Genomic DNA, 25,566 nt, shown 5'->3' with positions numbered 1-25,566 from the left:
CATCCCTCCTTATCCGAGTGGTCATCTCTGACACTCTCTAGTATACTTCCTTTTTCAACCAAATTACATCGATTCTTCGGAATTCACTTTTTCTTCACGAATGATTTGATACATATCCGACGCTTCTTCTTTTTTCGCATGTTCTTTGATGCTGTCGATTTGAACCGTGACAATCTTATTTCCGAAGCGGATTGTCATTTCATCCCCGACTGCAACCGTACTGCTTGCTTTTGCGACAAGTCCGTTGATTTTGATACGGCCTTGGTCGGCAACCTCTTTCGCCAGGGTCCGGCGTTTGATTAAACGAGATACTTTTAAAAATTTATCGAGTCTCATGACTGTTCCTCCTGCTTTGATTGATTCCATAAGGCATCCTGTTCCGTAAGCGATAATTCTGTCAACGGACGATCAGCCAATTGTTCCATCCGTGTAAAACGGCGGATGAATTTGTCATTCGTTTGTTGTAACGCATCTTCTGCCGATAACTCCATATACTTGCCGACGAGAGCGAGTGAGAACAGAATGTCGCCGAATTCACCCAACTGCTCCTCTGCCGGAGCCTCTTTTAATTCTTGAATCTCTTCTTGGACTTTATCCAGTGCACCGGCAACCGTCTCCCATTCGAATCCGACCCGGGCGACCTTTTTTTGAATCTGTTCTGCGCGCAACAAGGCGGGTGCTCCCTTAGTGACACCATCCAACAGATAGGTCCGGTCCGATTTTTCCTGGGCCTTGATTTCCTGCCAGTTGTTGACGACGTCCGCAGCCGAGTCGACTTCTACATCTCCAAAGACATGCGGGTGTCGGCGGATCATCTTATCGCTGACACTGCCGATAACGTCCCGGACATCAAAATATCCTTCATCGAGACCGATTTGAGCATGGAGCATGACTTGGAGCAAGACATCCCCTAATTCTTCTATCATTAAGTTATCGTCCTGAAGGTCGATTGCTTCCAGTAATTCGTAAGATTCTTCGATTAAATGTTTTTTGAGCGATTCGTGCGTCTGCTCCTGGTCCCAAGGACAGCCGCCTTCTCCCCGCAACCGGGCGATGATGTGCTTAAGTGTCGTGAAGTCACGATTCAAGACCGTTTGATCGGTGACAGGCGGTACATAAACCGTTGTCAGGTTACTGAGTGTCGTGATGTGATCCAGTTCATGAAGCGGAACCGTCGTTACGTGTTGCCGACTTGTCCCTGCTGCCGTTACCAGTGTCACATTATGTTCGTCGGGATAACGCTCCATCAGCATTACCTTTAAATCACCTGCGACCAATTGATCATAGACTTGTCCGATCAGCAGATGCTGGCGGATCTGCGCTTCATCGATATCAAAGGCTGTCGCATCGAGTAATTGAAATCCTTCAATCGGATCAACGCCGACTGCGGCAAACATCGGGTCAAGGAAACTTTGACCGCCGATGATGTCCAGATGTTCCGTTTGCGCGAGTAACTGTTGGACCGTACTCTCCGCGACGAGCGGATGACCCGGAACCGCATAGATGATCGGTTCCTTTTCAGCTTGTTCAAGTAACGTCGCCACAATTTCACGGTAGACGCCTTCAAACTGATCATGTTTTTCGTACACGGAATCAAACGATGTAAATTTCATTCCCTCTGCCATCAATTCTGAAACGACAGGATGATCTGCCGTTCGCAGGTAAATCGGTTGTTTTGTTTCTTTCAGTCGTTTATAGATCCCGTACGGTAACTGTTCGAGTTCCCCGACACCGAGGCCGACGACTGTAATCTGATGTGTCATATGATCCTCCTATGCTGATGCATTCGATATAATTTTTCCCCAAACGGCAACAATGCCCATTCCCGTTCCGTCAATACACCCATCCGTAAGGCAAACAGACAGAAAACACCTGCTCCACCCAAGACGAGTAAACCCACCTCGAGTGTTGCTCCGATCCGGTTTTCCCAGCCGGACAGGCGAAACAGTTGTTCGATGATGTATAAAAACAGAGCCATCGGAATGACGGCCTTCAAAAGACGAACGTAAAAAGGACATCCTGCCGTCACCCGGCCAAACTTTCGATTGAGCAACAACAGCTGGGCTGCCGCCATAACCGCAAACCCACCGAACGTCGCCATACCGGCACCGACCATGCCATACAGGGGAATCAAGTAAATATTGAGGCCGAGTTTGATTAACAGACCCGCGACCACGCCGACAAACGCATATTTTTCCGCATCGACGGATTGCAGGCACGATACGATGATCATGGACAGGGAGGCCGTGAAAGCCGTTGCCGCCAACCAGCTGAGTGCGGCTGTCCCGTTATCATCCTGATACAAGGCGATGTTTAACGGACGCATGACCCCAACGAGTCCGACGGTTGCCGCAGCTGCTATCAACAGTCCGGACCGCAACAGGGTCTCAAGATGCAACTTTGTCGCTGTGTCATTACGTTTCCGGTATTCCATCAATAACGTCGGAACGCTCGCCAAACTGATCGAGGTCGCGAACAAAATCGCAAACTGCAACAGAGGGTATCCTCGGTCAAAAATCCCTTTTTCAATCTTCGTCTCCATTGAGTCTCCGAGTAAGTTGACGAAGGTCAGTCCGTCAATCAGTTGCATCAGCAGCAAAGCGAGCGATGCGATACTGACTGCGAGACCACTCGTCAACAAAACACGTCCGACACGCCGGAGATGACGACCTGAGATGACAGGACGACCGATTTTTCCTTTCGCAAAGCGTAACAACAGAGCGAGCGACGCAATGCTTCCGCCGAGTGCCGTCATATGCGCGTTTGCGCCGACTTGATAAGGATTCGCTCCGGCTTGCACACCATAGTACGTCACGATCAGCAATAAACAGACCCGAACGGCGTTTTCCGTGATTTGCGAGAACGCCGTCGGACGCATTTCAAGATCCGCTTGAAACATTCCGCGCAACACAGCAATGACCGGTAACAAATAAAAGGTAAACGTGACGGCACGGAGCGGTTGAACAAGTTGTTCGTCACCGAACAAGGCAGCGACTCCAGGAGCAACCCACCAGCCAATCGTCCCTAATGTCAGCGACATCGCGAGCAGGACAAAGAAAATCGACCATAAGACTTCGCGTTTTTCTTCCGGATGATGCAACGTCAACTTGGCTACGACGACCGGTAAAGCGTAAATACCGAGTGCCGCCGCGATGGCAAAGACCGGATAAACGGTTTGATAGACGTATAAACCGAAGTCCCCCGCCATATTTTGATACGGAATCCGGTAAAAGAAACTCAACAATTTCGAGACATAGCTCGAAATGGCGAGCAGGGCTGCTCCCTGCGCAATCGTCCTTCGTTGACTCATTGTACGATCCGGCGGTCAATCTCAGCCAGTAACCGTTCGGCTTGCTCTGTCATCTGTTGTACGGTTTGTTTGCCGCGGTTTAGTGTCAATACCAGCTTTCCTTCTTCCTGCCCCATACCAAGACCACGTCCGATCGGAACGGTCCATTTCACGAAATCCGCTACATCCAACGTTTGTGTCGTCTGTTCAGACAAGACGATTTCGATTTTCGGATCTGTTTGTTTGACCCGTTCGACCCGTGCCCGTTCGGCAAAGATTCGCATTCGTGTCAATTGAATCAACCGTGCGACTTCAGTCGGGAATTCTCCGAAACGCTCCAACATTTCCGTTTCCAGTGATTCCAGGCTTTCCGGTGTATCGACATACTTCAAACGTTTGTAGAACTCGATTTTGAGTTCCGAGTCCGCCATATAGTGGCTTGGAATATAGGCATCGAGGCTGAACGTGAAGTCCGGAACGAATTTCTGAACTTTTTTTCTGCCCTTCATCCGTTCTTTCCGTTCTTCGACCGCTTCCGACAGCATTTGTGAGTACAAATCAAATCCGACAGAATCGATGAAACCGGATTGTTGTGAGCCGAGTAAGTTTCCGGCACCGCGAATGGATAAATCGCGCATCGCAATCTTAAATCCGCTTCCGAGTTCCGTGAATTCCTTGATCGCTTGCAGACGGCTCTCCGCGACTTCCGTCAATCGTTTTTGCGGACGGTACGTGAAGTAGGAATAGGCGACACGACTCGACCGGCCCACCCGACCGCGTAATTGATACAACTGCGACAGACCCATCTGATCGGCATCGTTGACAATCAACGTATTGACGTTCGGAATGTCAATTCCCGTCTCAATGATTGTCGTACTGACCAGGACGTCCGCATCCCCTTCGAAGAAAGCAATCAACTGACTTTCAAGTTCTGTTTCCGTCATCCGCCCGTGGGCAGTGACAACACGTGCTTCCGGAACGAGAGCCCGGATTTCTTCCGCTTTCCGTTCGATTCCTTCGACACGGTTATAGAGAAAGAAGGCTTGTCCACCCCGTCCAAGTTCACGTTCGAGTGCTTCGCGCATGACGATTCCGTCATACTCCATGACATACGTCTGGACCGGATAACGATTTTCCGGCGGTGTCTCGAGGACTGATAAATCACGGATCCCGATCATCGACATATGCAGCGTCCGTGGAATCGGGGTCGCCGTCAGTGTCAGCACATCGACATTCGTCTTCAACTGCTTCAACCGTTCTTTATGCTTAACACCAAAACGTTGTTCTTCATCAATAATCAGCAACCCGACGTCGGCAAACTGGACATCTTTGGACAGGACACGATGGGTGCCGACGACGACATCGATTGTTCCTTCCTTCAAGCCCTTTTTCGTGGCTTTCAGTTCCGCTGCCGAGCGGAAACGACTCATGACGGAGACGTTAATCGGCCAGTCACTGAAGCGTTCGAGCATCGTTTCATAATGCTGTTGGGCGAGAACCGTCGTCGGAACGAGCAGTGCGACCTGTTTGCCTGCCATGACTGCTTTAAAGGCAGCCCGAATGGCAACTTCCGTTTTCCCGTAACCGACATCCCCGCATAACAGACGATCCATCGGACGCGGGCGCTCCATGTCTTTTTTGATTTCTTCGATCGACCGGAGTTGGTCGACGGTTTCCTCGTAAGGGAAGGATGCTTCAAAAGCCTGTGTACTGTCATCATCCTCGGGGAAGGCAAAGCCGACGGCCGCTTCACGTGCCGCGTACAGCTTAATCAGTTCATCCGCGATATCCTCGACGGATTTTTGAACCTTCGCCTTGACCTTCTTCCATTCCATCCCACCCAGTTTGTAAATCTTCGGCTCTTTCCCTTCCGCCCCGACATACTTCTGGATTAAGTCGATTTGATCGACCGGGACATACAGGGAATCCTCACCGGCATAAATCAAATGCAGGTAGTCTTGGTGATTGCCGGCGACATCAATCGTCTTGATGCCGTGATAACGACCGATTCCGTGATGGATATGGACGACGTAATCACCGGTCTTCAGTTCCTGATAACTTTTGATTCGTTCGGCATTCGTCAGTTTCGTCGTTTGTTTCCGTCGTCGTGCCGGCTGTTTAAAGACTTCTTCTTCCGTGATGACGACAAGACGGGCGTTTGTCATCTCAAATCCGCCATGAATACCACCGATTAAGATGGACGGATGTCCGCGACGGATTTCATCTTCCGTCGTATGCAGAGACGCTTCGACCCCGTAATCGGATAACGTCTGCCGCATGCGTTCCGCCCGTTCCCGGTTGCTTGCCAGAAAGACCATCCACATATCCGCCCGACCATACCGGTCGACTTCCTGTTTCAATCGTTCCATCTGTCCATGGAACGGAGCGATCGGCTTAATACTGAAATGAATCGCCGCACTTTCCGGCACACCGCTACGCCGTGTCGGAAGCAACGATAAATAAAGCAATTGCCGTTGCTTGAACACATTCAGCATCGGAACCGATAACGTATAGTCACTGACACTTTGTCCCCGTTCGATCAACGAAGCCATCCATTCCGCTTCTTCTGTATCCTGCACTTCGGCCGCTTCTTCAATCCGGGCCACTTCATCCACAATCAAAACAGCATCCTTAATATCGTCAAGCAACGTCGTTTCATATAAAAGCGGCGCATACTTCGCGAGTTGTTTCGGACGGTCCCCGCCTTCAAGCACTTCGACGTCATAGGCAATTCCTTCTTCAAGGGCAGCCAATACTTCCGTACTTTGAACCCGTTCCTTCGTCGCATCATACAGACGGCGTAACTTGTCACCCGCCGTCTTCAATCCTTCGCGTGTTGCAAAATGTTCCGTCGCCGGAGGCACTAACGCTTCTGCGATGACACCAAGTGAACGTTGGGTCTCGGCATCGAATGTATAAATCGAATCGACTTCTTCATCAAATAAGTCGAGCCGATAAGGACGTTCGACAGTCAACGGATATAGATCGATGATGCTTCCCCGGACCGCGAATTCTCCGGGCGTCGTCACAGTCGCTGTCCGTTCGTATCCGGCATCGACCAATTCCTGAATGAAGTCCGGAATCGATAAGACATCCCCCGGTTTGATCCGTTTCGTATGATCTAAAAAGTCAGATGCCGTCGGAACATATCGTCTCAGACCGACAAGCGGAATGATTAAAATACCGTCGTCCGTCGTCAACAGACGATGACGGGTCTCGATTCGGGTTGCCCGAAGTTCGGGGCTTGCGCCGTATGATAATTCAGCGGCAAGCGTTTCGTCGACCGGATACAACATCACGTCCTGCTCGGGAACAAGTTCAATTAAATCATCATATAATTTTTGAGCCTGGAACATGTTATGAGTCACGATGACGAATCGTTTTTTCGTCTCTTGGTAAATGCCAGCGATGAATAACGCTTTCCCGCTATTCATCAGGCCCGTGATCAGTTGGGCATTGACCCCGTCGCGGAACCGTTCCCGGACGGTTTTGATCTCCGGAATACCGAGTAACAGATTTTGTAGTTGTTTCATACTTTCCCTCCTAGGACGACAGCAAAAACGCTTTGGTCACCCAAAGCGTTTTGTTCAGTTATAGCGATTCATCAAAGCTAAAAACGGTGTATCGATGAAATCAGTTGCGATATTAACGGAATCAGACAACACATGTTGCAACGTCGTCTGTTCTGATTTGGCAAATGGCATCAAGACCCAGTCGATGACTTGAATCGGGGCCGGCGGACGGCCGACTCCGAGTTTCAATCGTTTGATGTCTTGTGTTCCTAAATGTTGAATCAACGATTTGACTCCGTTGTGACCACCGGCACTCCCTTTTGAACGCAGGCGCATCTTCTCAAGCGGCAAATCAAGATCATCATAAATGACAAGGACATCTTCGACTGCGATTTTGTAGAAATCGAGCAACGGACGGACAGCTTCTCCCGATAAATTCATATACGTCAATGGTTTAACGAGAACGACCCGTTCCCCTTTAATCATTCCCGTTCCGAAGACGGCTTTAAACTTAGACTCTGTTAATTTTATGCCATGTTCCTTGGCGAGGGCATCAATAGCCAAAAAACCGATGTTATGCCGTGTATTCGTATATTTTGCACCTGGATTTCCTAAACCGACGATACATTTCATATCGGCACCTCCTCTACTTTTCCAATCTGGATCCCGCTGACGAAAAAAGCAACGCACAAGGGTCCGATTTTTAAAAACCGGACCTTGGCGTTCATATCTGTTTGTAATCAGCTGAAGAGCGGGCTGATTGATTTTTGTTCATGGACACGGATGATGGCTTCTGCCAACAAGCGTGCAACCGAGATTTGTTTGATTTTGCTTGCACATTCACGTTGCGTCAAATCGATTGTGTTGAGAACGACGAGCTCTTCGATTGCCGAGTTTTCGATACGTTCCATGGCTGGACCGGAGAGAACTGGGTGCGTACAGCAAGCGTACACTTGCTTCGCTCCGTTTTCGATCAAGGCATTGGCAGCAAGCGTGATTGTACCCGCTGTATCGATGATGTCATCGATGATGATCGCAATTTTACCATCGACTTGGCCGACGATGTTCATGACTTCGGCGACGTTCGGTTTCGGACGACGCTTATCGATGATCGCGATTGGTGCTTTTAATTGTTCAGCTAATTTACGTGCCCGTGTTACGCCGCCATGGTCTGGAGAAACGATGACGAGTTCGTTCGGGTCGATGTTCTTCTTCTCGAAGTAAGAAGCAAGCAAGGGAACACCCATTAATTGATCTACTGGAATATCGAAGAATCCTTGGATTTGAGCAGCATGAAGATCCATCGTCACGACGCGTGTCGCACCGGCTACTTCAAGCAGGTTCGCTACAAGCTTCGCTGTGATCGGCTCACGTGAACGGGCTTTGCGATCTTGACGTGCATATCCGTAGTACGGGATAACGACGTTGATCGTCCGGGCCGAAGCACGTTTCAAAGCGTCGATCATGATGAGAAGTTCCATCAGGTTTTCGTTGACCGGTTGGCTTGTCGATTGAATGATGTAAATATCATCCCCACGGACGCTTTCTTCGATGTTCATTGAAATTTCGCCGTCACTGAAGTGTTTGACTGAACTTTCGCTGACAGGAATTCCGATGACTTTAGCGATTTCCTCTGCCAGTGGTTTGTTCGAGTTAAGTGCGAAAATACGAATTTCATGTTCTAAGACAGTAGACATGGTTAGGTGGCCTCCATTTGTTTGGGTTTAGACGAGTAGAGCGACGGATAATGAACGAATAAAAATTAACGGTAATCTGGTTTAGTTGTTTGGCGTTCCCGTGCGATAGCGAGACCGTTTTCCGGAACATCGTCCGTAACAGTTGATCCTGCTGCGACTAGCGCATTTTTACCAACCGTGACCGGCGCGATCAAATTGACGTTACATCCGATGAACGCATCGTCTTCAATGACCGTTTGGAATTTATTTGTTCCATCATAGTTCACGGTGATCGATCCGCAACCTAAGTTGACGTTTGTGCCGATCGTCGCGTCACCGACGTAACTCAAGTGAGCAGATTTACTGCCTTCACCAAAAGTCGATTTCTTCACTTCAACGAAGTTACCGATTCGTGTGTCGGCACCGAGAACTGCTTGTTGACGTAAATGGGCAAATGGACCGACCTGTGCTGCTGGTCCGATTTTGCTGTCCGTCACGACCGATTGACGCACGACCGCTTGATCAGCGACTTCACTGTTACGGATATCCGAATTCGGTCCGATGATGCATTCCGAGCCAATTGTTGTGTTACCGAGCAACTGTGTGCCCGGGTACAAGACTGTGTCGGAACCGATGACGACATCCGGTCCGATGTACGTCGACGCCGGATCGATGAACGTGACGCCTTGACGCATCCAATGTTCGTTTGTCCGTTTACGCATTGACGTTTCCGCTTGCGCAAGAGCCACCCGATCGTTGACACCAATCGTTTCTTCAAACGTCGATGCCGCATAGGCTGCAATCGTTTCTCCGTCTGCTTTAGCGATTTCGATGACATCCGGCAAATAATATTCACCTTGGACATTATCGTTTTTGACCTGCTTAAGTGCTTCGAATAACATCTCATTATCAAATACGTACGTTCCGGTATTGATTTCTTTAATGAGAAGTTCTTCTGCGTTCGCATCTTTGTGCTCGACGATTTTCGAGACGTTTCCGTCTTCGCCGCGGACAATTCGTCCGTATCCTGTTGCATCGTCCGCATGTGCCGTCAAAACAGTCACTTTCGCACCTGTTTCTGCATGGTGTTGCAAGAGCGACTGTAACGTTTCACTTGTCAAAAGAGGTGTATCTCCACAAACGACCAGTGTCGAACCTTTTTCCTGTCCAAGAACAGGTTCTGCCATTTGAACAGCGTGACCCGTGCCAAGCTGCTCACTTTGAAGTGCATATTCCACCGATGTGCCGAGCACTTCTTTTACAGACTCTGCACCGTGACCGACGATGACGACTTGACGTGTGACACCAAGTGTCGTCAACTGATCAACGACATGTTGTACCATAGGTTTCCCAGCTACTGGGTGAAGTACTTTGTAGAGCTTTGATTTCATCCGAGTGCCTTTACCCGCTGCTAGAATTACCGCGAAATGATTCATCCTTGTCGCTCCTCCATGTAAATTAGTGTTGATTTCGTTCTGAAATAGTCCACTCGTTCCCACTATAACGAAAATGGCGCAACGAATCAATGACAGGACAGACCGGAAATCGACAAAACACATAAAAAAAGACAGGTTCTCCCATTGGCGGAGACCTGTCAATCGCGTTAGGAAGGATCGGTTGCTTCAAGCGCCGCCAGTTCAAGTTCTGACGCCTCACCGTTTTCTTCACGAATCGCATATGCTTCTAATACTGAATCTTCGACTTTTTTTCGCATTAATGCATTGATTGGATGGGCGACATCACGAAAGATGCCTTCCTGTGTCCGCTTGCTTGGCATCGCGACGAAAAGACCGCTGTTTCCTTCGATCACGCGTAAATCATGTACCACGAATTCGTGGTCGAGCGTAATCGAGGCCAGTGCTTTCATTCGACCCTCTGCTACGACGCGACGAATCTTAACGTCGGTGACATTCATTTTGTCCGCACCCCTTTTTATAACCGTTGTCACAACTCTTCGTTGTCTACTTCTACTTACGGCTTAAAACATTCAAAGGTTTAGCTTTTGCCACTCATTTCACGCATAATTTCCAAAAGTTTGATAATTACAGTATAGTTACAAAAAAAATCTGTGTCAAATTCAGGTGTTTTCTCCATCTGTGAAATACTGGTCGACATTTCCCCGTTTCACTTGAATCTGTCCAAGATCGACATCAACATCCGAAAGCTTCATCAGACTGACGTACTCATTGACCATCTTCTTCTCGGCACCTTCTGCTTCGATCAACACACCGACACCTGCCACGTTCGCTTCGAACTCACTGAGCAGACTCATCATCCCCCGGATCGTTCCGCCAGCTTTCATGAAATCGTCAATCAGCAGGACGTTCGCACCTCGCGGTAAACTGCGTCTCGCAAGAGCCATCGTCCGGATTGCTTTCGATGAGCCGGAAACATAGTTGATGCTGACGGTCGAACCTTCCGTCACCCGGCTGTCTGAGCGGACGATGACGAACGGTACACCCAATTGTTCGGCAACGGCATAAGCAAGCGGGATTCCTTTGGTCGCAATCGTCATGACGACGTCGACTTTTTTCTGGCTGAAGACAGAAGCAAACACTTGTCCCATCTGTTTCACCATCCGCGGATCTCCGAGCAAGTCCGTCAGATACAAGTAGCCTCCCGGCAACAGACGATCGGGGCGTGCGACACGTTCACATAATTCATCAATGAACGGCAACGCCTTTTCACTGCTCCAGGTCGGAATGAACATGACGCCTCCCGCGGCTCCCGGGACAGTGACGAGTCGTCCGGTTCCTTCATGCTCCAACATTTCACTGACAATATCTAAATCTTCACTGATCGAAGATTTCGCAGAGCTGTACCGTTCTGCGAAAATCGTCAATGAGACCAGATGATGCGGATGATCCAGCAGGTAACGTGTCATATCTACCAGCCGACCACTTCTCCGAATTTTCATCTAAATCGTTCCACCTCTCCGTAATTCCGAATATTCAATAGTGAATATATCATTTTCATACGGAAACTATCAATGGTTTTCCCCTAAAAGACGAACGACGTAGACTTCATTACAAAATCCTCGTAATCCGTTATAGAGACGCTGCGCCCGGTTTTCGTGTTCCGTCAAAGCAAAAACGGTCGGACCGCTGCCGCTCATCAAGACACCTTCTGCTCCACAACTTGTCATGAACGCTTTGATTTGTTCGACTTCCGGATGCATCGGTAATGTCACGGATTCAAGGACATTGCCGAGCGATTCACAAATGGCCGTGAAATCTTGGTTCTTGACCGCATCGATCATTGCTCCGACATCCGGACGTTCCGCTGTTTCCAAATCAAGCGCTCCGTACACATCTGCTGTCGAGACACCGATGGTCGGTTTCGCCAGTACAACCCAACAAGGCGGAGGAGAGACTAATTTCTCGAGCTTTTCCCCGCGCCCCGTGGCAATCGCGGTGCCACCCATGACACAAAACGGGACATCCGATCCGACTTCTGATCCGATTTCCGCCAACTGTTCAAGCGTCAGGTTGAGCTTCCATAGTTCATTCAGTCCACGCAGTGTTGCGGCTGCGTCACTCGAACCGCCCGCAAGACCTGCTGCGACCGGAATTTGTTTCTCCAAATAGATTTCAACCCCGCTCTTGACGTTGAATCGTTCTTTCAGGACTGCTGCTGCTTTATACGCTAAGTTGCGTTCATCATTTGGTACGTAAGCATGTTGGGCATTCATCCGAATCTCGCCGGACGCTAATTCCGTCAATTCGAGACGATCTGCCAAATCCACCGTCGTCATCACCATATGTACATCATGATAACCATCCGGACGTTTCGCCGTCGCATCCAATACTAAATTGATTTTCGCTGGAGCTTTTACAATAATCGTCATCGTGCCGTTCCTCCTCTAGTACGTTTCCTGTACGAATTGTATCAACCTTTGCACAAAAAAAGAAGCGAACATTTCTGTCCACTTCGGAAGGTAAGTTTACGAATTCGCGAATTCGATTTGTACGGAGTCGGTTAAAACGTCGGCATAGCTGTAAGAAACTCGCTCGACATTGTGACGCTCTGCGTCTAGCTTGACTACAAACACCGATGGATACGTCTCAACGAGCGTTCCGATTCGGGTTACGACCTTTTTACGACCGCCGCTTGCTTTTAGCGTCAGTCTTTCACCTACATGTGTTTCAAATACATGTCTGATTTCGTTCAACGTCTTTGGCATACGCTTCACCTCACTAATATTTATTATAGCATATGAAGTAAATATTAGGAAGGGGAAATATTATATCTGTTCTTTTGTCTACCGTCAACGTTTTTTAATCGGCAAAAGTGCGTCGGCAAGTTGTGCAAATTCCTGCAGGCTGAGCGTCTCGCCACGGCGGCGTGGATCAATGCCGGCTTCATGTAAAGCCGCTTCGACCGCTTCCTTTTCTGCTTTTCCAAAATGGCTGGATAAGTTATTCAGAATCGTTTTCCGGCGTTGTGCGAAACTGGCGCGTGTTACTTCGAAGAAGAGTTTCTCATCAAGTGTCTTGACGGCCGGTTCTTTACGAATGTTTAAACGGATGACAGCCGAATCGACGTTCGGCGCAGGAATGAAGACCTGTTTCGGAACCGTAAAACAAACTTCTGCTTCTGCGTAGTATTGAATGGCGATCGACAAGGAACCGTATGCTTTCGTTCCCGGCTGTGCCCCGATTCGTTCCGCCACTTCTTTTTGAATCATCATGATCAGGGTCCGGAACGGTGTCCGCGCTTCGAGAATCCGCATGATAATCGGCGTCGTCACGTAATAAGGCAGGTTTGCGACGACAGCGAGGTCCGTAATCCCTTGTTGCGTAAACTCTTCATCGACGATCGTTTCAAGATCCAGTTCGAGCGCATCCCCGTGAATGACTTTCACGTGCGGATACGGAGCAAGCGAATCTTCCAAAATCGGCAGGAGCCGCTGGTCGATTTCGAGCGCCACGACTTTTTTCGCCTGTTTTGCTGATTGTTCCGTCAACGATCCGATACCGGGACCAATCTCAAGCACACCGCTGTCCGGTGTCAGATTAGCGGCACCGACGATGTTTCCGAGTACGTTTAAATCGATTAAAAAGTTTTGTCCCAAGGACTTTTTGAATGAAAATCCGTGCTTCGCCAAGATTTCCTTTGTCCGGTGTAGTGTTGCGATGTCTTTCAATCCTGTTCCTCCTCTATCTGTTTCAAAGCGTCTTCCCATTCTTGTTTCGTGATCCGGATCGACGCGACACGTTTGACGAGTTGTTTGGCATTTGGTTCACCGATGGCGAGCAGCTGTCCGAGCCGTTTCCGGCGTTTTGAGGCCGCTGGTCCCCCGATCAAGTCCGCTGCGAGAATCATCTCCCGCGTCACTTCCGCATCATGCTGCTCTTCCGTCTCATATACGGCACCAAGCGCCCGTTCAATCGCTTCCGGTGACGCATGTTCGACACCGATTTTCCCGCGTTTATCCTTGGCATCTGCCCGTGGCAGGTAAGCCTGTTTACATCCCGGTACCCGCTCGTTAACCCGGGCCCGAATCCGGTCGCCCGGGAAGTCCGGATCGGTAAACACGATGACACCGCGCCGTTCAAGCGCTTTGGCAATTCGCTGCAGGGTCTGCTCATTGACCGCAGAACCGTTCGTTTCAATTGTATCGACATCAAATACTTCCTGTAAGCGTGTCGTATCATCGCGTCCTTCGACGACGATGACTTCTTTTAAGCGTTTCCGCATCATATCTTCTCCACCTTTTTCAAACACTTCCGTAATTGTACCTGTTTCCACAAAAAAAACAAGGAAGCGTCAAGTGCCCGCTTCCGTCGTCTCGTTCGGGATGACCCAGATCTGGATCGTCTTCCGGCCAAATGTTTTGGCGGTCGACTCTCCTTCAACAAGCACATCAATTTTATTTCCTTTAATCGCACCGCCGGTATCAAGGGCAATCGCCAGTCCGACCCCTTCGACATATACCTTTGTTCCGAGGGGAATGACTTTCGGATCAACAGCGATGATCGGCAGTCCTTGATACGTGATCGTATCCGTCACGTCATAACCGGTCGCCGTCAGTGCCCGTCCATCATACAATTGACTTCCATTGGAAGCCGGATCATTTGTATAAGCCGTTGCTTCAACCATCAGGGTTTTTGCTTTGCTAAAATCTAAATCAGTTGCCGCCTTAGGTTCTTCTGCTAACGGTACCGTCGCTTTTTCCTGATCAAACGTCGGTGCCGGTGTCGTCGCGGCCTCAACCGATTCAACGGGTTTCGTTCCGATCTTGACGACTTGTTTAACCGGTTCACTCGTCACTTCATTAGCAATCAGTTTCTTTTCTTTACTCAATCCGTCCGCAAGGGTCAATTGATATTTTTGGGTCCGGATGCCCGGGCGACCGGATTTCGTCACCAATTGTTCGCCCGCCGGTAAGGTGTCGTCTTCGACAGTCTCGACTTCAAACGGTAACAGCTGTTGTTCCGTCAGCACGGCACGCCGTGTCGTATTGACCGTAACGAGCATGTCCTTTGCGACGACCGTATCCAGACCGGGCATGACCTTGTCTTCTGTCTGAAGCTTAACGCCCTGCATCGACAACAGTTCCCGCACCGTCGTTTGATACGTATAGACTTCACGCGCTTTTCCTTCGACAATTAGCTCGATCGGAAATGCCTCCCGGTACCGGACTGTCATGCCGCTCGTCAAAACAGCTTCTTTCGAAGGATACACATCATCCGTCTCAAGCATCTGGCTGATTCCCTGTTCTTTTAACAGATCCTCGACACTACGTGCTTGCGTCCGGATTGTCCGTGCTTCACCGTACCCCATGATTAATGTAATTTCTTTAGCCGGTTGAATGACGATTAAATCATTTTTCGGAAGATCGGCACTTAAAGCCGGCTCGATGACATCTTGTGAGCGAACCGAGATGCCGGCTTCTTTCAAGACACCGAAAACGGATGTCTCCACCGTCTCGATTTTCGTTTGCCGGCCATCCACAAGAATCGTAACGTCACGCGGATGGTCCATCATCATATAAAGCAGACTGGCAACCAACAATAAGGTGCAGCCGATGGTCATATAGGTGATCGATCGAATCATGGAAGGCGGAAGACGCGCTTGGCGTTCTCAGTCGTCGCTTGTTCGATATCCGCGTACATCATTCCCCGCAATTGGGCGATTTCTTCCGCAACGAATCGGACATATGCCGGCTCATTCCGTTTTCCGCGATACGGAGTCGGTGTCAGGTACGGACAGTCCGTCTCGACCAATAAACGATCAAGCGGTACTTCCTGTGCGACGCGTTTAGGCATCTTCGCATTTTTAAATGTCACCGGTCCTCCGAGGGAAATGTAGAAATTCATGGCTAAGCAACGCGGTAGCAGTTCTGCACTCATGCTGTAGCTGTGCAAAATCCCACCGACTTCTTTTGCATCTTCTTCTTCCAAAATGCGGAGCGTATCTTCCGTCGCTTCCCGATTATGAATAACGATCGGTTTATTTTTTTGCTTCGCCAAGCGAATCTGTTTTCGAAACGCTGCGTCCTGAACGTCTTTCGGCGACGTATCCCAGTGGTAATCCAGTCCGATTTCTCCGAGGGCAACGACTTTCGGATGATCCATCAATCGTTCCACTTTTTCATAGGCGGCATCGTCGAAATCGATTGAATCGACCGGATGCCATCCGATGACAGCATACAGGTCGTCATACTGTTCGACGAGTTCCATTGCCCGGTCAATCGTCTTGTGATCAAAGCCAACGACGATCATCGGAGAAACCCCGTTTGCCCTTGCCCGCTCAATCGTCTCCTCGACATCTCCGTCAAACTGATCCGAGTTTAAATGTGTGTGTGTATCAATCAACATACTATTCGACTCCTTCTTTCAAAAAAATGCCTGTGACATCAAGTCCACAGGCATCCGGATTATTTTACGCTTGCTCCGTTCGCCATCGTTGATGGTACGGTAGCTAATTCAAGTTTACCTGATTTCTCAGCAGCGAGCACCATTCCTTGCGACAATTCTCCCCGTAATGTGACCGGTTTTAAATTGGCGACGACGATGACTTTACGGCCGACTAAATCTTCCGGCTCATACCATTCCGCGATTCCCGAAACGATTTGTCGTGTCTCTTTCCCCATATCGACGGTCAGCTTCAGCAGTTTTTTTGCTTTCTTGATTTTTTCAGCTGTGACGACTTCTCCGACACGTAACTCGATTTGGTCAAAGACATCAATCGTCGTTTCCGGCCGAGCATCAGTGTCTTCTTCCTCAACTTCCGTCTCTTCTTCGACACGTGCGGCAGAGGCTTGTTTCATCATCTCAACGATCGCTTCGACTTCTTCTTTCATGTCACGACGCGGGAAAATCGGTTCGGCAGCACCGACCTTTGTTCCTTCTTCAATAGCCGCGAACTGTTCAAGAGCCGTCCAGTCCATCGGTTGTCCTTCCAGTCCGAGTTGACGGAACATCTCTTTTGGCGAACGTGTCATGAACGGTTGCAACATGATGGCGACGTGACGTAACGCACCGACCAGGTGAACCATCGATGATGCCAGTTCATCCGTTTTCGACTCGTCTTTTGCGAGCACCCACGGTTGTGTTTCATCGATATATTTATTGGCACGGCTGATCAGTTGCCAAATGTGTGACAAGGCAACCGAAAACTCCATGTGTTCCATCGCAGCTTCGACCTTCTCGACTGTTTCTTTTGCCAGTGTCGACAATGTCTCGTCAAACGGTGTCACATTTCCGGCATATGTCGGAATGACGCCGTCGAAATACTTCGTGATCATCGCAATCGTCCGGTTGAGTAAGTTTCCAAGGTCGTTCGCGAGATCAAAGTTCATCCGTTCGACGAATGCTTCCGGTGTGAACATGCCATCTGATCCGAACGGTACTTCCCGAAGGAGGTAATAACGTAATGCATCGAGTCCGTACCGATCAATCATCGGAACCGGATCGACGACGTTTCCTTTGGATTTCGACATTTTACCGTCTTTCATCAACAACCAGCCGTGTGCAAAGACTTGTTTCGGAAGCGGTAAGTCAAGCGCCATCAAAAGAGCCGGCCAAACGATGGTATGGAAACGAACGATTTCTTTTCCGACGAGATGGACATCAGCCGGCCAGTACTTATCAAAGTTTCCTTGGTCATCCGTTCCGTATCCGAGTGACGAGATGTAGTTCGTTAACGCATCGACCCATACATAAACGACGTGTTTCGGATTCGATGGAACTTTGACGCCCCAATCAAATGTCGTCCGTGAAACAGCAAGGTCCTGTAAACCCGGTTTGATGAAGTTGTTGATCATCTCGTGTTTCCGTGACTCCGGTAAAATGAACGATGGATTCGCTTCATAATATTCGACTAAGCGATCTGCGTATTGACTGATCCGGAAGAAATAACACTCTTCCCGAACGAGTTCGACCGGATGACCGCTGTCCGGACTCTTACCGTCAACCAGCTGTGATTCGGTATAATACGTTTCATCCGGAACGGAATACCAACCTTCGTACTCTCCGAGGTAGATGTCGCCTTTTTCAAGCAACGTTTCAAATACACGTTCGACGACTTCTTTATGACGCGGTTCTGTCGTCCGGATGTAATCATCGTAGGAAATATCAAGACGGTCCCACAATACTTTGATTTGTTCGACGACACCATCGACGAATTCCTGCTCGGACACACCGGCTTCCTTCGCTTTTTCCTGAATTTTTTGTCCGTGCTCATCTGTTCCCGTTAAGTAACGGACATCAAATCCCTGAAGTCGTTTGTAACGCGCCATCGCGTCCCCTGCGACTGTCGTATAGGCATGACCGATATGTAGCTTGGCGCTAGGATAATAAATCGGTGTAGTGATATAAAATGTTTTTGCCATGATATTCCTCCGTTCTGTATTTCATTTCATTATTATACGCTGTTCTGTCGTCTGTGTCGAAACACGTTTTTTGTCGAATGCAAACATTTTTTGACATCAGACATCGAATACCAAAAAAACACACTAAATAGTTTGATTTCCTTTAAAAAGGGAAAATCTATTAGTAAATCGTTTCAAATGTGGCTTTTTTGAGAAATAAATGACATTTTGATTTCAAGCTATTCAGATTGGTTGACTACTTTTGGAAAGTTTAGTATTCTACATTCTATAGAAGTGATGTCGAATTTTGACGATTTTCCAAAAATAAAGAGAACCTAGACATCAGAGGAGGAACAACAAAATGAAATCAACAGGTATTGTACGTAAAGTAGATGAGCTCGGCCGGGTCGTTATTCCAATCGAACTTCGTCGTACGCTTCAAATCGCAGAGAAGGATGCTCTTGAGATTTATGTCGACAACGAGCAAATCATCCTTAAAAAATACAAACCAAACATGACTTGCCAAGTAACAGGTGAAGTATCAGAAGATAACTTCAAACTAGCTGATGGTAAATTGATTCTCTCTCCAGACGGCGCACAACGTGTCCTCGTTGAGTTAAAAGATTTCCTCGACCGTCATTACGCAGGAAACGAATAAGCAAAAGAAGCGATTCCAAACGGAGTCGCTTCTTTTTTTAGGATTCATGATAACGCAAATACAGTTCCTGGCGATCGAGTCCCCGTTCCTTCGCCACCCGTTTTAAGGCAGCATTCGGTTTTTCGCCTTGTTCGATATACCTTTCAATTTGTTGCAACGGATCCGCTTCCTGTTCTTCTTCCGCCGGCCGTTCTTCGGTCGATCCTTCGACGATGACGACAAACTCGCCCCGGACCTCTTCTTCCGCCCACTCGAGCGCTTCTGTCACAGAACCCCGGATATACTCTTCATACCGTTTAGTCAGTTCACGGGCTAACGTCAATTGACGGTCACCGAGCACATCCCGTAACGCACCTAACATCTCTTTTAGACGATGCGGTGCCTCGTAGAAGATCAGGCTTCCTTTTTCGTACCGGACGGTTTCAAGCGCCTCACGACGTTCTTTTTTCTTACGCGGCAAAAAACCGTAGTACAAAAAGCGTTCTGTCGCAAGACCCGAGGCAACAAGTGCCGTCAGCGCGGCATTTGCCCCCGGTAAGACGATGACCGGAATGTCTTCGGCAATCGCTTCCCGAATTAAATCACTGCCTGGATCAGAGATTCCCGGCATACCGGCGTCCGAGACCAAGGCAATCTGTTTTCCCGCATGCAGATCAGCTAGCAGACGTGCTCCGCTGACCTGCTTATTATGTTCGTGATAGCTGACAAGTTTCGTCTCGATTTTAAAATGATTAAATAACTTCATTGTTTGTCGCGTATCTTCCGCCGCGACGAGATCGGACTCCTGTAAGATACGAACAGCCCGGTATGTCATGTCTTCAAGATTTCCGATTGGTGTCGGAACGATGTATAATCCGGTCGTTTGTCCTTTAAAACTGCTTGTTGCTTTCATGAGATGACCTCCCTCCTTGAATAAGTCGTTCTTTTTTTATACGTGTCAATTGTTTGATGGCATACTCACGCTTTAAGGCTTCCGATTTCGTTGGAAATGTTTCAGTATACTCGAGCACGACCGGCAGTCTGGCCCGGGTATACTTGGCACCTTGTCCGGCATTGTGTGTCGCCAACCGTTTTTCGACATCAATCGCATATCCTGTATAGAGACTGCCGTCCCGGCAACGGACAATGTAGACGGCATGCTCAGACATTAAACTGATTCCGCATCTGTAACGTATATGTGTCGTCTTGTTCGTAGACGATGAAGGGGGCTAATACCTTAAGACCCGGCTTGGCATCTTTAATCCCTTCAATCAACAACATGTTGGCCTCTTTGCCTTCTTTCGGGTAGATGAGTTGCATCCGCTTCGGTTCAAGCCGGTACTGCCGCATCAATGTCACGATGTCGAGCAGGCGCTCCGGACGATGGACGAATGCCGTTTTTCCGCCTTGCTTCAGCAGATCTGCAGCCGACCGGATACAATCCTCGAGTGTACATAATACTTCATGACGGGCAATCGTATAATGTTCACTTGCATTTCGGTTCGACGATTCGTTTGCCAGGAAGTATGGTGGATTACATGTGACAGCGTCATAAAGACCATATCCCAATTGTTTCCCGGCTTCCTTGACGTCACCTTCGACCATCTGCAATTGGTCTTGTTTTTCATTCATCTGAATACTGCGCTCGGCCATATCAACGAGACGGGGCTGAATTTCAAGTCCTGTGATCGTCCCTTTCGTCCGGTAAGACAAAAACAGGGGAATCGCTCCATTACCGGCGCATAGATCCACCAACTTCCCCTGTCGGATCGGCACCCAGGCGAACTGTGCCAGCAAGGCAGCATCCAGAGAGTATGAAAACACGGTTGGACTTTGAATGATTCGTCCTTCTTTTCCAAGCAGATGATCCAGTCGCTCATCTGATAATAGTTCAGGCATAACGTTCTTCCTTTCTGAAAAAAAGACTGACTCCTAGGAAGTCAGCCTCTCAATGTTTCGTTAACATGGACAAGCAGAACAGACAATCTCCGTCTTTACGGACTTGACCATAATGCAGGTTACAAATATGGAATCCTTCTTGATACAACCGTCCCAGATTATCATAGCCAGCACCTGTACCGGCTTCCGCCTGTGCTTCTTCTGTAATCGGTTGTTGTTCATCGCGCTCTACCTTCTCACGGAGGTGATGATTCTCAAGATACAGATGTTGGTTCTCCTCCATCATGTAAGCAAGCTGATCTTTCAATACGCTCAGATGCTCAGTCAGCAAGTGAATCTGTTGCTCGATCGCATCAACACGCGTAATGATTTCTTTTTTATCGACTCTCTCCACGCGCATGCACCCCGTCATTCTTTTGGTCGTTTTTGTTTTACGGCACCGACAGAAAGTAGTTCCTCCATCGAGTAAGTCAGGACCCGCGAACGGTCTTTTAATTCAATTTGAACGATTTGGTCAAGAATATTCAGACCGACTACCCGTCCTTCGCCTTCCGGAACAGTCAAACGTTTTCCGTAATCCGGCAAATCCCGTCGCATTTCTTCATACGTGTCATTTTCATATTTTAAGCAACACATCAAACGACCGCAGACACCAGAAATCTTCGTCGGGTTCAAGGATAGGTTTTGATCTTTCGCCATCTTGATCGAGACCGGTTCAAATTCACCTAAAAACGAAGAGCAACAGAGAACACGACCACATGGACCGATTCCTCCCAGTAACTTCGCTTCATCACGGACACCGATTTGTCGTAATTCAATGCGTGTCCGGAAAACAGCCGCCAAATCTTTGACGAGTTCCCGGAAATCGACACGACCTTCTGCCGTGAAGTAAAAAATGACTTTATTGCGATCAAATGTATATTCGACATCGACTAATTTCATATCGAGTTTGTGCTCACGAATTTTTTCCACACAAACAGCATGCGCATCAAACGCTGCCATTTTATTTTCACGAACGATCATCGCATCTTTATCATCTGCGACCCGAAGGATGGATTTCAATGGCAAGACCACATCTTCTTCGTCCATTTGTTTATCGGCAATCACCACTTCGCCGTATTCAATGCCCCGTACTGTCTCGACGATGACGGATTGTCCTCGTGATAATGACTCTTGTCCAGGTGCAAAATAATAAATTTTGCCCGCTTCTTTAAAGCGAACGCCTACTACTTCTAGCATATCGCTCTACCCTTTCTGTAAGTCAAACATGAGACGCTCAACTGTTAATTGAGGATTAACATTTGCTTCGATCCGTTTAACGGCTGCGAGTACTGCCTGCAGCCACCGTGTGATCGTCGTCTGACTTTTCCCACCCATCTGTTCCAGTAATGGCCGGCTGTTTGCATATGTGATCGTTTCCCATGACGGATTCAATTTAAGATGCAGTACATCTTCAAAGAAACATGTCACCAGTTCCAGACCAATTCGTGCATCTTGCCGATTTTTAAATTGACTCATCCATTTCTCCTGGACAAACAACGGTAAATCCGCCGGACGATTCGCTAATTCCTCCATCAATTGTAACACTGACACTCGCGCATTTACAAACCAGTCTTCGACTAATGCCTGTTCTGCATCTTCTATTTTAGGATAGACTCGGGCCGCCAGCTGAGTCAATTCGTTATCCCGTCCCGTTTTTTCGGACAGGACTTGTCCAATCAACAGGCGATCCGCTGGACGAAAACTTAATAATTGACCTCGCGAACGAATCGTCGGCAACAGCAATTGCGGTTGATTCGTAATCAAAATGGCTACTTTTCCCGCTCCCGGTTCTTCAAAGAACTTCAGCAGGCTGTTTGCCGCCTGGGGTGTCATTTTATGCGACTGCGTCACCACATAGATTTGGCGGTCACCTTCAAGACCCCGTAAGGATAAATCATGCATCAATTCCTGAATCTGTTCTTTTTTTATCGTCGCACCGTCCGGTTCGATTTGATAATAGTCGACCAAGTTTCCGCTGTCCATCCGACGGCAGCTCCGGCACGTTTGACATGGTTCGATTTGATCACGACGTTCACAAAACAGGCTTTTGGCGAACAATTGAGCCGCCTCTAAAAGAAGCGGCTCATAGTCTCCCGTAAAGATATAAGCGTGGTTGATACGATTCGTCTGTAACGAGTTGCGCAAAATCGTCGCAATGACCGATTGAGTTTGTTCTAGTTCATGAAATGTCTGCATTAGAATTGATGAAACCCTTCGATTGGCAAGACGAACACCGTTGCTCCGCCAACCTGTACTTCAACCGGATACGGAATATATGAATCGGCATGACCACCCATTGGTGAAATCGGTGAAACCATTTGTTCCCGACTTGAACAGTTCTTTTTGATCAAACGCATCAAATCATCCAAGCGTTCACTTTGGACACCAATCATGAACGTGGTATTTCCTTCTTTGAGAAAACCGCCTGTCGTAGCGAGTTTTGTTGCCCGAAAATCGTGTTCGACCAATGCTTCTGCTAAACGTAGGCTATCTTTATCTTGAACAATCGTAATGACCATTTTCATGATAATCTCTCCCTTTTTTTTAAATACGTCAAAACATCCTTACATAATTCCGTTTGTAAACTTTCAATCGATTGATTGGCATCGACCAACTGAATACGCTCCGGTTCTTGTACCGCTAACGTCATAAAACCATCGTATACCCGTTGACGGAACGCATCATCGCGTTGCTCGATTCGGTCCAGTGCCCCTCGGTCCATCATTCGTTGCTTCGATTCCGACACCGTCAAATCAAACAGATACGTTCGATCCGGTGTTAAATGGTTTGTTGCCTGCTGATTAATGGAACGGACCTGTTCAATTGTATAACCCAGTCCATACCCTTGATAAGCAATCGATGCATCGATGAACCGATCGCATAAAACAATTTTTCCAGCAGCAAGAGCCGGACGAATCAATTCATTGACATGTTGTGCCCGTGAAGCTGCATACAAAAGGATTTCAGTCATCTCATCCATCTCTTGAAAATCAGGATTTAAAATCAATGACCGAATTTCATTTCCGATTCGTGTTCCACCCGGCTCGCGTGTCATCACGATCTCATACCCTTCAGCCGTCAATCGATCTGCAAGTAATTGCAACTGGGTCGTTTTTCCGGCACCATCCGGTCCTTCGACTGTAATAAATGTTCCTGTCATTCTCTAATTCCTTCCTGTATCACACGTAATTTCCCCTGATGGAGAAACTCACCGCCCTGCAGATGAATTGATGTGTTTATATAATGTTCAATCATTGTAATATGTTCTGCTGTTATCCGTTCTCCCCGTAGGATTAGTGGTATCCCGGGCGGATAGGGAATGATTGTTTCAAGTGAAACCAATCCGACTGACTGTTCAAAAGTTTGTTCGACCGCCTCAGCGTCTTCCAATTGATCGAGTGGACAAGCCAGGGACGATACCTTTATTTTACCCATAAACGGTTGTTCCATATACCTTTTATCCGGAATTCCTTCCGCTTTTAAGGTTTCGATTGCTAATTGGATCTGATTAATCCAGGTATCCTGTTCAAATGGCTCGATACTTCGTAGCGGTAATATACAAACTACATGGGGTCCGAGAGCAAACTCAGCATCCAGTCCTTGATCCGCCAACGCCTCGATTAACTGACTTCCGGAATATTCCTCACAGGACAAAATCATCCGTGACCAATCATCGAACGTAAACGCCGTTATATCTGTTAATTGATTGATTTGTTGATGAAGGTGTTCGTGACTGGTCCGGACAGACTTCATATTGGAAACCGTCCATTTTTCACGATACTCACGAGCAAAATCGAGTGAAGCCATCAACAGATACGACGGGCTGGACGTTTGAAAGGCCTGAAGAGCCCTTGTTAACCGTCTCCGTTCGTCATCCGTAAAGCGTTCATGGATCCAGGCTCCCATTGTCAGAGCAGGTAACGTCTTGTGCGCCGATTGAACAACAGCAGTGGCTCCCAGTTCAAACGCTGAACGAACGCCAAAAGCTTCCCCGAAATGAGCACCATGGGCTTCGTCAATCAACAATGGTATACCCGATGCTGTCGTGAATGGAAGCAACTCCTCGATTCGAGCCGTTTCACCGTAATAGGTCGGCGAAGTTAAAAAGACCGCAACGCCTCCCGGAAAAGTCGTTAACGCTTCCTCCAATGTTTCACGTGAAACATTTCCGCTGATACCTGTGGAGGGATCTATTTCCGGTTCCAATAAAATCGGAGATAACCCAAGCCATTCCAACGCATTAAAAACTGATTTATGGGAATTACGCTGAACGTATATCCGGTCTCCCCGCTGTGAGACCGCAGCTAACATTGCCCAATTACCAACTGTCGATCCATTAATCAAGAAATGACTGTCACGTGCTTCATAGACTTGACGTAATAAGAGTTTTGCTTCATAAATGGCCTCTTCCGGATGATGAAAATCATCCAACCCTCGCAATTCTGTTTTATCCCATTCGAAAAAAGACGGTAATCCTTCGAACAATGTTCCATTTTTATGTCCTGGAACATGCCAGGAAGTAGCTTTTCTTTCTACATGAGCACAAAGTGCTTCAATAATCGGCATACGACCTTTCATCTCCTACAGTCCTTTCCAATCTAAACTACAAAAAGACCGACCTGCAAAATGCAGATCGGTCTCTTACTGGCCTGGCAACGTCCTATCCTCACAGGGGGAAGCCCCCAACTACTTTC

Annotated in this window: 26 protein-coding genes; 1 reads left to right on the top strand and 25 read right to left on the bottom strand. The window is 48.1% G+C overall.

Annotated elements, in window-relative coordinates; translation table 11 throughout:
- Positions 1-63: 63 nt before the first annotated feature.
- From KNP91_RS15340 to metG, 16 genes are all read right to left on the bottom strand, one after another.
- Positions 64-336 (bottom strand): RNA-binding S4 domain-containing protein, encoded by a 273-nt coding sequence (locus tag KNP91_RS15340; RefSeq protein ID WP_012368960.1) that lies wholly within the window; start codon positions 334-336, stop codon positions 64-66.
- Positions 333-1,763, bottom strand: a complete 1,431-nt coding sequence (yabN, locus tag KNP91_RS15335) for a bifunctional methyltransferase/pyrophosphohydrolase YabN (protein WP_214767537.1) — start codon at positions 1,761-1,763, stop codon at positions 333-335. Before yabN ends, KNP91_RS15340 begins: the two co-directional genes overlap by 4 nt.
- Positions 1,760-3,310, bottom strand: coding sequence for a polysaccharide biosynthesis protein (locus KNP91_RS15330; RefSeq protein WP_214850870.1), 1,551 nt, complete (start codon positions 3,308-3,310; stop codon positions 1,760-1,762). Before KNP91_RS15330 ends, yabN begins: the two co-directional genes overlap by 4 nt.
- Entirely contained in the window at positions 3,307-6,822 is a 3,516-nt protein-coding gene (gene mfd / locus KNP91_RS15325) for a transcription-repair coupling factor (protein WP_012368957.1), read from the bottom strand. Before mfd ends, KNP91_RS15330 begins: the two co-directional genes overlap by 4 nt.
- A gap of 54 nt (positions 6,823-6,876) precedes the next feature.
- Positions 6,877-7,434 (bottom strand): aminoacyl-tRNA hydrolase, encoded by a 558-nt coding sequence (gene pth, locus KNP91_RS15320; protein ID WP_012368956.1) that lies wholly within the window; start codon positions 7,432-7,434, stop codon positions 6,877-6,879.
- Between the two features lie 107 nt (positions 7,435-7,541).
- Positions 7,542-8,498, bottom strand: coding sequence for a ribose-phosphate diphosphokinase (locus KNP91_RS15315; protein ID WP_012368955.1), 957 nt, complete (start codon positions 8,496-8,498; stop codon positions 7,542-7,544).
- A gap of 65 nt (positions 8,499-8,563) precedes the next feature.
- Entirely contained in the window at positions 8,564-9,913 is a 1,350-nt protein-coding gene (gene glmU, locus KNP91_RS15310) for a bifunctional UDP-N-acetylglucosamine diphosphorylase/glucosamine-1-phosphate N-acetyltransferase GlmU (RefSeq protein WP_214850868.1), read from the bottom strand.
- A gap of 167 nt (positions 9,914-10,080) precedes the next feature.
- Positions 10,081-10,392, bottom strand: a complete 312-nt coding sequence (gene spoVG, locus KNP91_RS15305) for a septation regulator SpoVG (protein WP_012368953.1) — start codon at positions 10,390-10,392, stop codon at positions 10,081-10,083.
- A 162-nt stretch (positions 10,393-10,554) separates the two neighbouring features.
- Positions 10,555-11,394, bottom strand: coding sequence for a pur operon repressor (purR, locus tag KNP91_RS15300; RefSeq protein WP_012368952.1), 840 nt, complete (start codon positions 11,392-11,394; stop codon positions 10,555-10,557).
- Positions 11,395-11,463: 69 nt separating this feature from the next.
- Positions 11,464-12,324, bottom strand: coding sequence for a 4-(cytidine 5'-diphospho)-2-C-methyl-D-erythritol kinase (ispE, locus tag KNP91_RS15295; RefSeq protein ID WP_214767542.1), 861 nt, complete (start codon positions 12,322-12,324; stop codon positions 11,464-11,466).
- A gap of 96 nt (positions 12,325-12,420) precedes the next feature.
- A complete protein-coding gene (locus KNP91_RS15290) occupies positions 12,421-12,660 on the bottom strand; it encodes a Veg family protein (RefSeq protein WP_012368950.1) in 240 nt (79 codons plus the stop codon).
- 84 nt (positions 12,661-12,744) lie between these two features.
- Positions 12,745-13,623 (bottom strand): 16S rRNA (adenine(1518)-N(6)/adenine(1519)-N(6))-dimethyltransferase RsmA, encoded by an 879-nt coding sequence (rsmA, locus tag KNP91_RS15285; protein WP_012368949.1) that lies wholly within the window; start codon positions 13,621-13,623, stop codon positions 12,745-12,747.
- Positions 13,620-14,180, bottom strand: coding sequence for a ribonuclease M5 (gene rnmV / locus KNP91_RS15280; protein WP_214850865.1), 561 nt, complete (start codon positions 14,178-14,180; stop codon positions 13,620-13,622). Before rnmV ends, rsmA begins: the two co-directional genes overlap by 4 nt.
- A 66-nt stretch (positions 14,181-14,246) precedes the next feature.
- The gene (locus KNP91_RS15845) at positions 14,247-15,536 is read right to left on the bottom strand and encodes a 3D domain-containing protein (RefSeq protein WP_214850863.1); all 1,290 of its coding nucleotides are present in this window, start codon (positions 15,534-15,536) and stop codon (positions 14,247-14,249) included.
- Positions 15,533-16,300: a TatD family hydrolase gene (locus KNP91_RS15270; RefSeq protein WP_214767551.1), complete on the bottom strand. Its 768-nt coding sequence runs from the start codon at positions 16,298-16,300 to the stop codon at positions 15,533-15,535. Before KNP91_RS15270 ends, KNP91_RS15845 begins: the two co-directional genes overlap by 4 nt.
- Positions 16,301-16,359: 59 nt before the next feature.
- The gene (gene metG / locus KNP91_RS15265) at positions 16,360-18,315 is read right to left on the bottom strand and encodes a methionine--tRNA ligase (RefSeq protein WP_214767554.1); all 1,956 of its coding nucleotides are present in this window, start codon (positions 18,313-18,315) and stop codon (positions 16,360-16,362) included.
- A 340-nt stretch (positions 18,316-18,655) separates the two neighbouring features.
- Between metG and KNP91_RS15260 the strand changes: the two genes are divergently transcribed.
- Positions 18,656-18,952, top strand: coding sequence for a transition state genes transcriptional regulator AbrB (locus tag KNP91_RS15260; RefSeq protein ID WP_012368944.1), 297 nt, complete (start codon positions 18,656-18,658; stop codon positions 18,950-18,952).
- Positions 18,953-18,989: 37 nt separating this feature from the next.
- Here the strand turns inward: KNP91_RS15260 and rsmI are convergent, their stop codons facing one another.
- From rsmI to KNP91_RS15215, 9 genes are read right to left on the bottom strand one after another with little or no spacing between them, the layout of a single operon-like run.
- Positions 18,990-19,844: a 16S rRNA (cytidine(1402)-2'-O)-methyltransferase gene (gene rsmI / locus KNP91_RS15255; RefSeq protein ID WP_214767557.1), complete on the bottom strand. Its 855-nt coding sequence runs from the start codon at positions 19,842-19,844 to the stop codon at positions 18,990-18,992.
- Positions 19,822-20,100 (bottom strand): GIY-YIG nuclease family protein, encoded by a 279-nt coding sequence (locus KNP91_RS15250; RefSeq protein ID WP_214767560.1) that lies wholly within the window; start codon positions 20,098-20,100, stop codon positions 19,822-19,824. The genes rsmI and KNP91_RS15250 overlap by 23 nt, the downstream gene beginning before the upstream one ends.
- The gene (locus KNP91_RS15245) at positions 20,093-20,830 is read right to left on the bottom strand and encodes a tRNA1(Val) (adenine(37)-N6)-methyltransferase (RefSeq protein ID WP_214850861.1); all 738 of its coding nucleotides are present in this window, start codon (positions 20,828-20,830) and stop codon (positions 20,093-20,095) included. The genes KNP91_RS15250 and KNP91_RS15245 overlap by 8 nt, the downstream gene beginning before the upstream one ends.
- A gap of 49 nt (positions 20,831-20,879) precedes the next feature.
- Positions 20,880-21,230 (bottom strand): DNA replication initiation control protein YabA, encoded by a 351-nt coding sequence (gene yabA, locus KNP91_RS15240; RefSeq protein WP_114597427.1) that lies wholly within the window; start codon positions 21,228-21,230, stop codon positions 20,880-20,882.
- An 8-nt stretch (positions 21,231-21,238) separates the two neighbouring features.
- Entirely contained in the window at positions 21,239-22,069 is an 831-nt protein-coding gene (locus KNP91_RS15235; RefSeq protein WP_012368939.1) for a PSP1 domain-containing protein, read from the bottom strand.
- A gap of 6 nt (positions 22,070-22,075) precedes the next feature.
- Positions 22,076-23,068, bottom strand: a complete 993-nt coding sequence (locus KNP91_RS15230; protein WP_012368938.1) for a DNA polymerase III subunit delta' — start codon at positions 23,066-23,068, stop codon at positions 22,076-22,078.
- On the bottom strand, positions 23,068-23,397 hold the full coding sequence (locus tag KNP91_RS15225; RefSeq protein ID WP_012368937.1) for a cyclic-di-AMP receptor: 330 nt from the start codon (positions 23,395-23,397) through the stop codon (positions 23,068-23,070). The genes KNP91_RS15230 and KNP91_RS15225 overlap by 1 nt, the downstream gene beginning before the upstream one ends.
- The gene (tmk, locus tag KNP91_RS15220) at positions 23,394-24,032 is read right to left on the bottom strand and encodes a dTMP kinase (RefSeq protein ID WP_012368936.1); all 639 of its coding nucleotides are present in this window, start codon (positions 24,030-24,032) and stop codon (positions 23,394-23,396) included. Before tmk ends, KNP91_RS15225 begins: the two co-directional genes overlap by 4 nt.
- Positions 24,029-25,438 (bottom strand): aminotransferase class I/II-fold pyridoxal phosphate-dependent enzyme, encoded by a 1,410-nt coding sequence (locus tag KNP91_RS15215; protein ID WP_214767563.1) that lies wholly within the window; start codon positions 25,436-25,438, stop codon positions 24,029-24,031. The genes tmk and KNP91_RS15215 overlap by 4 nt, the downstream gene beginning before the upstream one ends.
- Between the last annotated feature and the right edge of the window lie 128 nt (positions 25,439-25,566).

This window comes from Exiguobacterium sp. s138 (genome assembly GCF_018618775.1).
In the GTDB taxonomy this organism is placed as follows: Bacteria; Bacillota; Bacilli; order Exiguobacteriales; family Exiguobacteriaceae; genus Exiguobacterium_A; species Exiguobacterium_A artemiae.
Note: the sequence above shows the minus strand (reverse complement) of the source record. Positions and strands in the feature narration are given on the sequence as shown.